We start from the raw sequence: 13,532 nt of genomic DNA on the forward strand, positions 1-13,532 counted from the left end.
ATAATATCTATTTTAGGGTTCGGTTGTGGGAAAAGTCTGCTCAATAGCCTTTGAAAGTGGGGTTGATATTAACTTAATATTGAGACCGGAATATTAAAAATATGTCAAATTAACGTAAAACATACACTTTAAACTAACCTGATAATGTTTGCAATTCAGTCTTTTTCAAGCTTAATAGAAAACAGTAACGCCAATTTAAGCAATACGTCAAAGGACCTTTTGAACGGTTTGAAGATCTTCCACGAAAACCAGTGGTACATCTGTGGGAACCTGGCAATAAATGAAGGCCAGCTGCCACATAAGTTTATTAACTCTTCGCCATCCGACCTTGATTACCAGCTGCTGGTTAAATCGGCGCTTTTGCTGGTTGCAGACTCTGTTGAACAGCCGATTACCATTACCACCGGGTTTCCATATTCTACATATAGGATTTATAAAGATATGGCAACCGACTTCCTGAGAAAAACCCATATCATAGAATTTGACGCGTCGACGCACAGCAGCAGTACTAAACGCTCAGTGATCCTGGATGTTCAGAATGTTGAGGTGATCCCGGAGATCGTTGGATGTACGATCGCTCTTAGAAAGGGCGAACAGCAGGCCGAGGGCAGCTTCTTCGTGCTTAGCTGTGGTTTCGGAACCTTCGAATCTGTTTTAAGCATGGATTCAGGTATCGTGGAACAAACGATGGTAAGTACCCACGGAATGAAATATGCGGTGAACATGCTTATAGCTGAACTTGAGAAAACTCACTACCTGGGTTTCAGGAATGCTCATTTAATAGACGAGGCATTCCAGAAAGGTTATATCATTTTGAACAGGAAGAATGTTGATCTGAGGGAAATGAGAAAAAATGTGCTTCGTTCTTATTATAACGAAGTGATCTCCCCGAACCTGCGAAACGTAATCAATGACCAGAATTTAATGAAGACCAACAAGGTCTACCTGTGCGGGGGAGCAATGTACTACCAGGATCTTGTGGATTGCTTTAAAGAGGAGTTTGGCGATGTGGCACAACTTGAGTTTGTAGCTGAACCGGCAAGCCTCGCCAGTAAAGGATATGCACTGAACTCACTCCGGGTTTCAGGTGGTAAAAAGAATTCGTCCGTAGGCCTGGATATCGGTAATGCAACAACAGTAGTAACTACAATAACAGCATGATCGGAAAGGCGGTAGGTTTTATTCAGAAGTTTCTAGATAAAAAGGACAGCCGGCAGGAGACCATTGCAGATTTTCATACCACGATCATACGCGTGGATGATAATTTTATTTCATCGAGCTCCATTATCCTTGATGAAGTTTTAGTGGGTAATATTTATTCACTTAAAGAGGTTATCGTTGCCGGCACAGCCGAAATTTCAGGAAACGTGACATCCCGGATCGCTTCGATCAGCGGGAGGGTTTATGGGGATATCATCTCAATAGATTATGCTGACATAAAAAAAACTGCAGTTATTAGCGGGAGTATCCGCGCTAAGTCTATATCCATTGAGCCGGGTGCTATTATAAATGGATCGGTCCGCGTAGAAGGAGATATTGATGAACGCGATCTCCTTGAAAAAGTTGGGAACAGGCTTCCTTCCAATACTTCCAGGGAGCCTGCTTTTGTTACCTATATACTTCCGGAAGAAACGGTTAAAGAACCGGGTGTTAAACCCGAGATCAGGCCTGCTGAAATCAATAAGCGGGTTGCTGCGTCTGCCGCTCCGAAAAGCAAGCCGGTTAAACCAGCTGAACCTGAAAAGGAAAGCAAAGCGGCTGCACCCAATAGCTGGTATTAAGATCAACCTGAACGCCGCCTGTATGAAAATGCATAAATTTCCCAAACTGCGGTAGCAGATCATGCCTGCTCCCGCCCGCGGCAATTTTACATTTTGCGGGTTTTATTTTTACTTTCAAATTATACCCTTTCCCTGCTTTGGCCTCCCTAAGTCTTATTTTTGTAAGCTAACATTTGGACCGTCTTCAGACCGATCTTTTAAAATTTTATGGCTTCAAATTCACAAGACAGCAGCCGGCTGCCTTTATCTGTACTCGACCTGGTTCCTGTGGTTTCCGGTAAGACTCCCGGCGACTCGTTTAAAAATACACTTGACCTGGCCCGCCATGCGGAGCGTTTGGGGTACACCCGCTATTGGATGGCCGAGCACCATAATATGGCCGGGATAGCAAGTTCGGCAACCTCCGTTCTTATTTCTCATGTTGCCGCCGGTACATCAACCATACGCGTAGGCTCTGGCGGGATTATGCTTCCCAATCATGCCCCGCTGGTTATCGCTGAGCAGTTCGGTACATTGGAGTCGCTATATCCGGGCAGGATAGACCTGGGATTGGGCCGGGCGCCCGGAACGGACCAGCTTACAGCTATGGCGCTACGCCGTAACCTGGAGGGTGCTGGCGAAGACTTTGCGCAGAATTTAGCAGAACTAAGACAGTATCTTTCCATTGAGAATGCAGGTTCTAAGGTAAGGGCTATTCCGGGTGAGGGCCTGGATATTCCAATATGGTTGCTGGGATCAAGTACCTATAGCGCTCAGCTGGCAGGACTGCTTGGTTTACCCTTTTCTTTTGCCAGCCATTTCGCCCCCAATCTTCTCTTCGCTGCTTTACAGGTTTACAGGGATAGCTTCCGTCCATCCGGCGTACTCCGCGAGCCTTATGCTATGGCCTGTGTTAATGTGATTGCTGCCGCTACAGACAAAGAAGCTGAAAGCATTGCAACATCGCTATATACAGCTTTTCTGAATGTTATTAAAGGAACAAGGACGACCCTGAAGCCCCCGGTTGAAAACATGGACTCTGTGTGGAATGAAGCTGAGCGTTATGCCGTGCAGCAAATGTTGAGTTATACTTTCGTTGGGTCGCGGGAAACAGTAAGAGCTAAAATTCAGGCGTTTGCGGATGATACCCGGGTGGATGAGATCATGGCAGCCGGAATGATCTATGATCATGATGCGAGGTTGAAGTCGTATGAGATATTGTCAGAATTGAATCTTCAGAAAAATGAAGTGTATATTTAAACTATAAATCAGTTGCAGAGCGTAAATATGTCTGAAGTAAATACCATATTCGGCGAATCAACTTATAAAGCTGCCGCGGCGGTTTCCGGTACTGTTGAAAAGATCTTTACAAAGCATTTGAGTGATGCGGTTGATAGAGGCGAGACCGATCTGGCTTCCGTACCCTGCGCCCAGCATATCGAATATATGCTGGATACTGCTTTTTGGGCGAGCCTGCGGAGAGAAGAGGGCAACTCGCCAAAGATTTCCCTTGCATTTCTATCGCCTGAGCAGGCCGGCCTGCCTCTGCGTTTCGAACATAAGCTTACTTTCAGCCCGAATGTACTCACAAAGCTTGGCCCCGGTGTAGAACGCCCTGGAGTGCACTTGGGCGTCTGGTACGACGACAATGGCTTATATATATGGGGTACCACTCACAAAATCCCGAATGGATGTTTTGTGCTCGACGTATCTGAGCCGGGGCTTCTGGTTATTAAACATCGCGGGGCAACGGGCTTTGGCAAGTTTACCAACGTGGTGGTATTAATCGGCGACCAGGTAAAGATCGTAGACGGCAATTCCCGTAATTTGCCTGATTGTCCTTTGCTTCTGACTTCCTTGCTTGGATTCAGTCCTGACTCAACAGATCATTCAGTGAATGTCCTGATACAGATAGCGACTTCCATGCGTGCTCATAAGCACGGCGGCTCTTTACTCGTAGTTCCCTCGGGCAGTACCTCATGGCGGAATTCCATTATTCATCCTATAAAATATTCAATTTACCCGGCGTTCTCAGGGCTGTCGGAACTGATGAAGCAGGGCAGTGAGAACTGGACTGATGGGCTATGGCAGGGAGAACTTAGCCGGGAGATCGATAGCATTGCAGGGCTTACGGCTATAGACGGGGCTACGATTATCACGGACAGGCATGAGGTGCTTGCTTTCGGTGCAAAGATCAGCCGCATTGAAGGAAACCCGAGAGTAGAGCGGGTGCTCAATACCGAACCGATCATAGGTGGCGATGGTGTTACCTTAAATCCCGCAATGAACGGAGGCACACGCCACATGTCAGCGGCACAGTTTGTTCACGATCAGCGCGACTCGATTGCCCTGGTTGCCTCGCAGGATGGTATTTTTACGATCTTTGCCTGGTCGCCGTGTGAGAACATTGTGCACGCACACAGGATTGATAGCTTGCTGTTGTAGGGATCAGGCAGCAAGTATCACCCTACTTAAATTGGCACGCTTCGCTCGCAATGACAAGCTATTCTGGTATTTGTTGAGATAGACAATGTAGCGTCCCAAAACCCCATATTAAGTCAATGGCATTTATAGGAATGATCTCTCGATCCGGAAAACAATCTGCTATAATATTTAACGCATGCCGGTCATTCGGGTCGTTAAAAACCGGAACCAGGATGCAGTTATTCAGGATCAGGAAGTTCGCATAACTCGCCGGCAGGCTGAGATTTTCAAATTCCAGCTTTTGCGGCATGGGTAACTGTACGATCTTTGGTTTCCTGCCTGTCTCAAGTTTTGAATTTTCCAGTCGTCTTAAGTTATCCTGCAATGGTGCATAGTTGTGTGATGAAGGGTCAGACTCGACTACAGTTACGATAGTATCCTCATTTACAAAGCGGCAAAGATCATCTATATGTCCGTGGGTATCGTCACCCTCGATACCGTCGCCCAGCCAAATGACGTTCGTTACTCCAAGATATTCCTTAAAGACCGCTTCATAATCGGCCTTAGTGAACCCCGGATTCCTGACCTGGATCCGCGGATCCATCAGACATTCTTCGGATGTCAGTAAGGTTCCCTTTCCGTTCACATCAATGGCTCCGCCCTCAAGGATCACCGGTTTACCTTTATACATCACCTGGGTTAATGGAACCTTCAGAAATTCGGCAACCTTAGCCGGTACATGCCGGTCGAGCTGATAGTTTTTATATTTCGCCCAGCCATTGAAATTGAAGTTCAGTGCTTCCCTCTTACCGTCGTTATAAACTAAGATCGGACCAGAGTCTCTCATCCAGCTCCGGTTGGTACGATGGACAATAAAGGAAACCTTCTTAAGATTAATATGCGCAGCTTCAAGTAGTGAGGTAACACCATTCTGCTGTTTTTGATCAGCAACAATGAGAAATACCTGTTCAAACAGGCTGACCTTTTTGATGAACTCAACAAAATCCCACTTGATAGCTTCGTATTTACCCGGCCAGTCTCTACCGCTGTGGGGAAAGCAAAGCAGGATGCCCTGCTGTTTCTCCCATTCGGCAGGAAATCTTCTATTCTGAGCGCTCATATTCAGCGTGCTCTCTTAGTTATGTCTTCGTACGAGTCAATCCTGCGGTCTCTGAAGAACGGCCAGTTTTGGCGCACATTCTCCTGGACGTCGAGGTCAACTTCAGCGATCAGGATCTCTTCCTTATCTTCCGATGCCTGTGCCAGGATCTCCCCCTGCGGTCCGCAGATGAATGAAGAACCCCAGAACTGGATGCCATCTGTTCCGGGAACATACTGTTCCAGCCCAACGCGGTTGGCAGCCGCGACGTAAACGCCATTTGCAACCGCATGGCCTTTCATGACTGTCATCCACGCATTTTGCTGCTTCTCTCCGTATTCAGCCTTTTCTTTGGGATGCCAGCCAATTGCCGTCGGGTAGAATAAGACATCTGCACCCTGCATCGCCGTAAGGCGTGCCGCCTCCGGATACCATTGGTCCCAGCAGATCAGCGTGCCGATCTGGCCTTTATTGGTAGGGAATGTTTTGAAGCCGATATCACCCGGAGTAAAGTAGAATTTCTCGTAAAAATGAGGGTCGTCAGGAATATGCATTTTGCGGTATAATCCCGCTTCCGTGCCGTCGGTATTAATGATGTAAGCACTGTTATGATAAATGCCTGCCATTCGTTTTTCAAAGAAGGGAACAATAATGACTACGCCCAGTTCTTTAGCCAGTGCGCTGAATGCGGTGAAAGATGTGCTGTACAATGGCTCAGCCAATGCGAACGCATCGGTATTCTCATCCTGGCAGAAGTAGTGCCCGCTGTAAAGTTCAGGGATACAAATGACTTCAGCGCCCTGCGATGCGGCATCCCGAACCCATTTGAGACATTTTTTAAGATTGTTCTCAGGAATATCGTTCAGGCCAACCTGGACCACAGCAATTTTATATTTCTTATTCGGCATAATGATCTGTACTTACAAAGAGTACAAAATTACTCAAAATATTGTTTGGGGAAAGTCATATCAGAAGGAGCCAGGATTGAACGGCCGTAGACGATTTTTATAGGTTATAAAAATCATTTTTATTAAGCCCTGTTATTCCTCCTTCACTTCCTTAACCCCCTTCGCAAGACAATCTTTAATAACCTTCATGAACTCATCCAGCTCAAAGGGCTTGCTGATAAACGCATCGCTCTCATACGTGCCAAGCGACTGGATGACCTTGGGGTACCCTGAGAAAATAATGACGGGCAAATGTGATGTAGAAGGCTCAGATTTGATCATATGGCAAAGCTCTCCGCCGTTAATACCGTAAAGGAGGTAATCTATAAGTATGAGATCAGGATTCTTTTCCCGGATCATTTCAAATATGTCTTCGACTATAGGGCTGGTCTCAACAGAATAGTTTTCCATTGTGAGCGCAGCCTCGACTGCTTCCAGGATATCCTGATCATTGTCAATGACAAGAATGCGTTTTTGCATGGATGTGAATTTTATAGCTTAACAAAGCCTTTCGGTATTTGTTAGCATACACACAAAAAAGATACCCAGGTATGACAGAAGGGCTATTTGAAAGTGATACCCAACCCGATACGATAGGAGCCCAGGTTAAAGCTCTCCTGGAAAAAAGTGGACGGGAAATCGATCTGCTGGTAATTATACCCGGTTTGCAAGCCAAGGTTCATCCCTTTGTTCACCGCTACAGAATAGGAGAGCCCGGCACCTGCAGTAAGACCCCGGTTAAGGTTGCTAAATAGTTTTATTGCATAGCCCCCATAGACGTCCGCTTTTAAGCCGGTGAATTCGGGGTTGAAGTAATATGCTGCGGTTAAGGTCAAAGGAAGTGTATTGTAATTTCCGCCGCTGCTTTTTTTATAGTTATCTGTACCGAGGGCAAAGCCCAGGCCATAATGCTCCTGGATGATCCGGGTAATTCCCGTGCGTGTCCTGAAGCCGTTGAACTTAGAATTGTCGCCTATGGTATTGCTTTGATGGATCAGGCCGCCTATCTCTGTATAGTTGATAACTTTCCGTTGCGAAAAAGAGCTCAGTGCCGAAATGCATAAAAATGTAGTTAACAGGTATTTAACGAAAGGATACTTCATACGGCGTTTGTGATAATTTTACGAATATAACACTGATGGCTAATTTATTTAGTAGTTTTTTCTATAATTTTATAGCGTCAGATAATATACGAAATCCGCCGGCTGTTAATTTATGGCATTATACATCACATCATTAAATTCGGGAAGCAATGGTAATTGTTATTATCTGGCTAATGAGGACGATGCTATCCTGGTAGATGCAGGATTGAACTGCCGTGAAACGGAAAAAAGGTTGGCCAGGCTGGGGCTGTCGATGACTAAGGTCAGGGCGATCTTTATCTCTCACGAACACTCAGATCATATTCACGGCCTTCCGGTCATAGCCCGTAAATACCAGTTGCCGGTGTATATTACACCCGGTACGATGCACGGCGGAAGATTAACTTTGCAGGAAGATCTTGTCAGGACGTTCAAAGCCCACGAATATATTGCCATTGGCGAGCTCAGGATAACCGCATTCCCCAAACTTCACGACGCTTCAGAGCCTCATAGTTTTATAGTGAGCTGCAGGGAGGTTAATGTGGGAGTTTTTACCGATATCGGATTCCCTTGCGAGAACCTGATCCGTTACTTCAAACTGTGCCATGCAGCCTTCCTTGAAGCGAATTACGATGACGACATGCTTGAGAGAGGCAGGTATCCTTATTTTCTTAAGAACCGGATCAGGGGAGGAAAAGGTCACCTGTCCAATAAGCAAGCCCTTGGACTTTTTACCGGCTGCAAGCCATCATACATGAGCCATTTATTGCTGTCACACCTTTCCCGGGATAATAATTCCCCCGATCTGGTGCTTGATTTATTTAAGCGATGTGCGGGCGACACCGAGGTCGTCGTTGCATCGAGAGATAGGGAAACTGAGGTTTACTATATTAAAGAAGTGGAAAGCGGGCTTAGAGCTGAAGATGGAAACCCGATAGTTATCGGGTTGAAAGTTGAAAGTGGACCGGACAATAAAGAGAGGACAGAAGCACCGGCGATGATCGTCCCGGCGCAGGAGCAGGTTCAGTATCGCTTTTTTAGAGAAGAAACTTATAGAGTTATAAGTTATACGTTGTAGGTTATAAGTTTTCCTAAACGCTGCTTAATGGAAGTTATAGGTTGTACGTTTTACGTTATAAGTTTTCCTAAACGCGCTTAAGGAAGTTATACGTTGTACGTTTTACGTTATAAGTTTTCTAAACGCCGCTTAAAGGAAGTTATACGTGATACGTTTTAGGTGTAATAAGTTTTCTAAACGCTGCTTTATGTCGTAAGTATCGGTGTGTACGCCAGCAACTTATAACGTACAACGTATCACGTAAAACTCACTTCTCTATTGCGTCATCATTCACAATACTCCTCTTATTCTTAGCGATCTGGCTTTTCAGTCTGCCGAAGCGATAGTTAAGCCCTGCCGCAAAGCCGCGGTAATAATTCCTGCTGTCATTTACCTGTGTAAATCCGGGGCCGAAACGCTCTTCGCTGTTCATGCGATATTTAGTAAAGGGGTTTGTGATCAGTGTTGTAAAGGTCAGTTTGTCTTTTACTAACTCTTTGTTCAGGCTGAAGGAACTTGCCACATACCCGTTCTTACTATCCTGGATACCGACCGACCGGGTGTTTGCTGTTAAATTGGCGTTCACCCGCCAGCCCTTTTCAAACCGGTAGCCAGTGTTGATATTGAGATAGGCCATCGCACCATTGTTAGTAACATACTCGCCGTCAACTAATGTTGCTGACCAAAGGTATCTGATGTCGGTATTAAATGTCAGGCTCATCCGTTTGCTGATTGGGTGGCTTATATAAATATTTGATCTTAAAACATTTGCTTTATTGATGTTCTCGAAACGGGTATTTGTAATCTTTTGTACAGGATCATATACCGATACCTGGCTCACCAGGTCGTCCATAAACATGTACGCCGCAGCCAGGCTCAAGGTTGTTTTCTTAGACCGGTTGTAGCCCATGTAAACCATATTTGTGAAAGCAGGACTCAGGTCCGGATTGCCGGAAACATAGAATTCAGGATTGGAGCGATCTGTAAAGGGGTTTAACTGGGCTATTCCAGGCCTCTGCATCCGGGTGGTAAACGTAAGGCTCATCACGCTCATGTCTTTGAATTTCCTGCTGACCGCTATGGCCGGGATCACATTCAGGTAGTTTTGTTTCACGATCGAAGCACCGGAAGCCAAATCGGCATTTACAAGCGTATTTTCTATTCTCGCGCCAATTTTAAAATTCAGTTTTCTTACAGCGAACTGGTAAGTATTATATACTGAGAAGATATTCTGGGTGTTCTCATAAAAATTGGAGAACTCAGCCACCTCCTGGTATGAACCGCTTGCCGGATCGAGAGAGCTGTAAATAAAGGCGCTGTTATTTTTCCTCAAAACCGCTTTCAGTCCCGCCTCAACACTTACTTTCTTTATGGGATGCACATAGTCTATCTGAACCGTTTGCTCCTGCGCCGATCCAGCATTCGCCTGCCTATAATCAGGTCTTGCATAGTTAACCCGCTTGGTGATTTCAAGCGTGTTGTCCTGCTTATTATCGTATTCAAGAAAACGATAGGAGAATGTCAGTAGCCTTAATTTGTCAGCCCTGAATCCCACCTGGTAATTCAGGGCAGCATCAGCGCTGCTCCCATTTTCTGCGATGTCATTGCTAAGGGTATAGCCCTGCAGAACGGCGGCAGTATTATTGAGGAGTGATTGCTGCATCCAGTCGCCGGTCAGCCTGCTCCTGCTGATATTGAACTGTCCGGATATCAGGTTAAGGCTATCGAGTTCATAGCTTAACTCGCTTCCGATGTAAGCGTTCTTTGCGTCCGACTTTCTGCTGCTGCTCTGGACCAGGGTTGTTTGGTTAATTCCTGTAGTGTTCCTGTTGTTATACGTGTCTGCCAATGGAGAAAGATACTGGCTTGCGCCTCCCACCGCAGATAAACCAAATTTCCCCTGCTTGAAAGTGAATGATCCGCCGGCAGCTGGTCCTCCGAGAGGGAAGCGCTCGCTCAAATTTAACGAGCCGTTATATCCATTGTCAACCCTCTTATCGGTTATGATATTGATAATACCAGCTATCCCCTCGGCATCGTATTTTGATGACGGGCTGAAGATAACTTCTACGTTTTTAATGCTTGCGGCCGGCATGCTGCGAAGTATGTCCTTAGCATTTCTTTCCATCATGCCTGATGGTTTTCCGTTTACCAGTATTTTGTAGCTTCTGTTTCCGTTCATCAGCAGGTTATCATCAGCATCAACAGAAAGCAAAGGCACCTTGCGCATAATTTCCAGCACAGTACTTCCTTTGCTCTCAGGGTCGGCTTTCATGTCATAGCTAATGCGGTCGGTTTCCTGTTTAATGATAGATCTGTCGGCCGTGACGGTAACCTCCGATAGCTTGTAGCTCTGTGGACTTATCGCCACTGAGCCCAGATCTTTATCAGTTCCGTGTAATTCAACCGAAATGATCCTCGAATTATAACCCACACTGATTAATGTAACCGTGTAACCCGCGTCAGGCAGCTTCTCAAAAGTAAACGAGCCGTCTGCTTTGCTTAAAGTAGTTTTAATAACCTCCTTAGCTTCATTTTTAAGACTTACCGTTACAAAATCAAGAGTTTTATTTGTAGCTGAATCCGTAACGATACCAAAAATGCTGTGAAATGGGGCATTCGGCTGTGCTTTGGCGGCCATGCTGCCTGACACAATCAGTATAGTAAGAAAGATTAATTTTTGGAGAGGTTTCATATCTTAAGAGTTTCGTTTTGATTATCGAAACAAATGTATCCCGCAGTAAAAAGGCGATGAAATATTAGGGGCAGACGTACACTAATGACTGATGAAAGGCCATATTCCAGGGATTAAAATGTTTATCATCCCGGATCGCGTTTCTGTCAGGCGTTTTGAGGTGTTTGTAATATATAATTAGCTTTACCACAGAAAGCCGGATCTTTGAAGAAAAAACAGAAATTGACACCGACCAAACTTCATCTTCTAGTCTCTGCCATCGTCAGCATCCCTGTTTTCTGGGCGGCGGAAAGCTATGTGAATGTATTTCAACCACAGGAGCATGAAGCAGTAGCAACGGGAGTAACTATTTGTTTTTTTGGTCTGATCTTTACGGGACGGTACCTGGCTCTGAAATGGAAGGACAATATTCCATTTCCCCTGAAAGCTCAGTATTCGATCCTGAGTGGTATTGTCGCCTGGGCGGCACTCTTCCTGTTGATCTACCGTGACTTCAATACGATGCACAGCAGACCAGGGATTAACCTGCTGCTTTATCTGGTACCGTTTGTTATTCTCTCTCTGTCTCTTGGGATGCTTATTAAACTGGTACGTATCAATGACAGTGAGCTCAAAGATGCCCGCTTAACGGCAAACCAGAGTCAAAGCGAACTTAAGCTTCTTCAATCACAAATAAGCCCGCATTTTCTTTTTAATACGCTAAATAACCTTTACGGGATATCATTGACCCGGCATGAAAAGATCCCGCCGCTTTTGTTGAAATTGTCCGAATTGCTGCGATACTCTGTGTATGATGCTAAGGAATTATTCGTCCCGTTAAGTGATGAACTGGCGTACATCAATAATTACATAGAGTTCGAAAAGATCCGGATTGGTGACCGGCTTGTAATTAATACGGAATTTGATGAGGCTGCTGAAGGTACCCGGATAGCGCCAATGATATTGATCATATTTGTAGAAAATGCGTTCAAGCACTCCAAAAATTCTACGGATCAGAATATTTACATAGATATCGAATTGAAGAGCTGGGCAAATTCCATCCTGTTCTCTATAAAGAATTCATACCAGGAGAATCAGGAAAAGGGTTTTGATAAATACAGCGGTTTTGGCCTGGACAATGTAAAAAAGAGGCTTGAACTACTCTATCCCGGCAAGTACGACCTGAAAACCGAAGTAAAAGACGATTTCTATAAAGTGATGCTCCAGCTTAAGGTAAAATAGATGAGTAAATACACCTGTCTTATAGTCGATGACGAACCTATTGCAAGGGAAATTGTACAAACCTATTGCAGCTATTTACCCTTGTTACAGGTTGCCGGCCTTTGCGGAAATGCCTTGGAAGCTAAGGCTATCTTACAGGAACGGAAAATAGATATTTTATTCCTGGACATTAATATGCCTGTTCTGGATGGGATTGCATTTCTAAAAACTTTAAAGAATCAGCCACAAGTGATTTTTACTACTGCCTATAAAGAATATGCAGCAGATGCTTTTGACCTGTCTGTTTGCGATTATCTGCTAAAGCCCTTTTCCCTCGAGCGCTTCATAGTGGCGGTTGATAAAGCCATTGATAGATTACTGGGCAGCTCACCATTGAAACCGGTATCACAAGATAAAAAGGAAGAGGATTTTATTTTTATCCGTGCCAACGGGAAGATATTTAAGGTGCTGTACAACGATCTTTTGTACGCGGAAGCCAGCGGGAACAATACGAAGATCATCACTTCAAACACCACCTTACTCCCCGCTATGACCCTGTCAAACATGGAAGAAATGCTGCCATCCTCTGTGTTTTTAAGAACCCACCGTTCATTTATAGTAAACAAATCAAAGATCACCCCATATAGAAGGTAACAGGGTGTTCATTGGCTCTAATGAGATCCCAATTGGAAATAACTACAGGGACGCATTTCTGAAAGACCTGGGATTTTAATCTGCATCGTAATTCGCCTGGCGACACTACATTCCATAATATAAACTACCGATTCCCAGCACGCCGGAGCTCACACAGATAAATTTGGAATTTTCATAGTAATTTCCTAAATTCACATATCTCATTCATCCGGAAATGCAAGCCGGTTATCATAGCAGCCGGATCGGTTTTTAACTATTAGTAAAAAACACACCGGGCATTTCAGGATTCAAATCAGAGCAAATTTAGCTAAGAATTTTCACGAAAACGGAAGGAGACGGCTTCGAGACTGGTTCGACTTTCGTCCGTGACTCCTTCGTACAAGTTCCGGGACAGTTCCGAGACAGTTCCGGGAAGGCTTCGGGAAGGCTTCGGGAAATTCTCGAATGCGTCCCGGATCTGTACCGCATGCATCTCAAATCTTTTACGGATCTTTCTGCCTGTAAGACATAACACATCATGAACAGGAGGCAAGCAGTTCCTTAGGTAACTTTGACAGGAAAAATGAATGGGGGTATCTTTGGAAGTTTCGTTAAACGAAAATAGTGAAAAGATT

The 13,532-nt window shown here is 45.0% G+C and carries 12 protein-coding genes; 7 read left to right on the top strand and 5 right to left on the bottom strand.

Going from position 1 to position 13,532, the window contains the following annotated elements:
• Positions 1 to 144: 144 nt before the first annotated feature.
• The 4 genes from P2W76_RS16915 to P2W76_RS16930 all read left to right on the top strand — a co-directional run bounded on the left by P2W76_RS16915 (position 145) and on the right by P2W76_RS16930 (position 4,205).
• Positions 145 to 1,161 (top strand): hypothetical protein, encoded by a 1,017-nt coding sequence (locus tag P2W76_RS16915; RefSeq protein WP_276349081.1) that lies wholly within the window; start codon positions 145 to 147, stop codon positions 1,159 to 1,161.
• Entirely contained in the window at positions 1,158 to 1,781 is a 624-nt protein-coding gene (locus P2W76_RS16920) for a polymer-forming cytoskeletal protein (protein ID WP_276349082.1), read from the top strand. The genes P2W76_RS16915 and P2W76_RS16920 overlap by 4 nt, the downstream gene beginning before the upstream one ends.
• A 207-nt stretch (positions 1,782 to 1,988) precedes the next feature.
• A complete protein-coding gene (locus tag P2W76_RS16925; protein ID WP_276349083.1) occupies positions 1,989 to 3,020 on the top strand; it encodes an LLM class flavin-dependent oxidoreductase in 1,032 nt (343 codons plus the stop codon).
• Between the two features lie 27 nt (positions 3,021 to 3,047).
• On the top strand, positions 3,048 to 4,205 hold the full coding sequence (locus P2W76_RS16930) for a putative sensor domain DACNV-containing protein (protein WP_276349084.1): 1,158 nt from the start codon (positions 3,048 to 3,050) through the stop codon (positions 4,203 to 4,205).
• 58 nt (positions 4,206 to 4,263) lie between these two features.
• Here P2W76_RS16930 and P2W76_RS16935 read toward each other — a convergent pair whose 3' ends face one another.
• From P2W76_RS16935 to P2W76_RS16950, 4 genes are all read right to left on the bottom strand, one after another.
• Positions 4,264 to 5,304 (bottom strand): agmatine deiminase family protein, encoded by a 1,041-nt coding sequence (locus P2W76_RS16935; RefSeq protein ID WP_276349085.1) that lies wholly within the window; start codon positions 5,302 to 5,304, stop codon positions 4,264 to 4,266.
• Positions 5,305 to 5,306: 2 nt separating this feature from the next.
• On the bottom strand, positions 5,307 to 6,191 hold the full coding sequence (locus P2W76_RS16940) for a carbon-nitrogen hydrolase (RefSeq protein ID WP_276349086.1): 885 nt from the start codon (positions 6,189 to 6,191) through the stop codon (positions 5,307 to 5,309).
• Positions 6,192 to 6,323: 132 nt separating this feature from the next.
• On the bottom strand, positions 6,324 to 6,710 hold the full coding sequence (locus tag P2W76_RS16945) for a response regulator (protein WP_276349087.1): 387 nt from the start codon (positions 6,708 to 6,710) through the stop codon (positions 6,324 to 6,326).
• 83 nt (positions 6,711 to 6,793) lie between these two features.
• Positions 6,794 to 7,333: a hypothetical protein gene (locus P2W76_RS16950; protein WP_276349088.1), complete on the bottom strand. Its 540-nt coding sequence runs from the start codon at positions 7,331 to 7,333 to the stop codon at positions 6,794 to 6,796.
• A 112-nt stretch (positions 7,334 to 7,445) separates the two neighbouring features.
• Here P2W76_RS16950 and P2W76_RS16955 point away from each other — a divergent pair, with 112 nt between their 5' ends.
• On the top strand, positions 7,446 to 8,390 hold the full coding sequence (locus P2W76_RS16955; protein WP_276349089.1) for an MBL fold metallo-hydrolase: 945 nt from the start codon (positions 7,446 to 7,448) through the stop codon (positions 8,388 to 8,390).
• 247 nt (positions 8,391 to 8,637) lie between these two features.
• Here P2W76_RS16955 and P2W76_RS16960 read toward each other — a convergent pair whose 3' ends face one another.
• A complete protein-coding gene (locus P2W76_RS16960; RefSeq protein WP_276349090.1) occupies positions 8,638 to 11,064 on the bottom strand; it encodes an outer membrane beta-barrel protein in 2,427 nt (808 codons plus the stop codon).
• Positions 11,065 to 11,268: 204 nt separating this feature from the next.
• Here P2W76_RS16960 and P2W76_RS16965 point away from each other — a divergent pair, with 204 nt between their 5' ends.
• Together P2W76_RS16965 and P2W76_RS16970 are read left to right on the top strand one after the other, a co-directional pair.
• A complete protein-coding gene (locus tag P2W76_RS16965) occupies positions 11,269 to 12,285 on the top strand; it encodes a histidine kinase (protein WP_276349091.1) in 1,017 nt (338 codons plus the stop codon).
• Positions 12,286 to 12,918, top strand: a complete 633-nt coding sequence (locus tag P2W76_RS16970) for a LytTR family DNA-binding domain-containing protein (protein ID WP_276349092.1) — start codon at positions 12,286 to 12,288, stop codon at positions 12,916 to 12,918.
• Positions 12,919 to 13,532 lie beyond the last annotated feature (614 nt).

Source organism: Daejeonella sp. JGW-45 (assembly GCF_029360805.1).
Classification (GTDB): domain Bacteria; phylum Bacteroidota; class Bacteroidia; order Sphingobacteriales; family Sphingobacteriaceae; genus Daejeonella.

What these genes read in the sequence shown, in the direction of transcription:
- P2W76_RS16915 (WP_276349081.1), top strand. Translation starts at nt 145, where the DNA reads ATGTTTGCAATTCAGTCTTTTTCAAGCTTAATAGAAAACAGTAACGCC.
- P2W76_RS16920 (WP_276349082.1), top strand. Translation starts at nt 1,158, where the DNA reads ATGATCGGAAAGGCGGTAGGTTTTATTCAGAAGTTTCTAGATAAAAAG.
- P2W76_RS16925 (WP_276349083.1), top strand. Translation starts at nt 1,989, where the DNA reads ATGGCTTCAAATTCACAAGACAGCAGCCGGCTGCCTTTATCTGTACTC.
- P2W76_RS16930 (WP_276349084.1), top strand. Translation starts at nt 3,048, where the DNA reads ATGTCTGAAGTAAATACCATATTCGGCGAATCAACTTATAAAGCTGCC.
- P2W76_RS16935 (WP_276349085.1), bottom strand. Translation starts at nt 5,304, where the DNA reads ATGAGCGCTCAGAATAGAAGATTTCCTGCCGAATGGGAGAAACAGCAG.
- P2W76_RS16940 (WP_276349086.1), bottom strand. Translation starts at nt 6,191, where the DNA reads ATGCCGAATAAGAAATATAAAATTGCTGTGGTCCAGGTTGGCCTGAAC.
- P2W76_RS16945 (WP_276349087.1), bottom strand. Translation starts at nt 6,710, where the DNA reads ATGCAAAAACGCATTCTTGTCATTGACAATGATCAGGATATCCTGGAA.
- P2W76_RS16950 (WP_276349088.1), bottom strand. Translation starts at nt 7,333, where the DNA reads ATGAAGTATCCTTTCGTTAAATACCTGTTAACTACATTTTTATGCATT.
- P2W76_RS16955 (WP_276349089.1), top strand. Translation starts at nt 7,446, where the DNA reads ATGGCATTATACATCACATCATTAAATTCGGGAAGCAATGGTAATTGT.
- P2W76_RS16960 (WP_276349090.1), bottom strand. Translation starts at nt 11,064, where the DNA reads ATGAAACCTCTCCAAAAATTAATCTTTCTTACTATACTGATTGTGTCA.
- P2W76_RS16970 (WP_276349092.1), top strand. Translation starts at nt 12,286, where the DNA reads ATGAGTAAATACACCTGTCTTATAGTCGATGACGAACCTATTGCAAGG.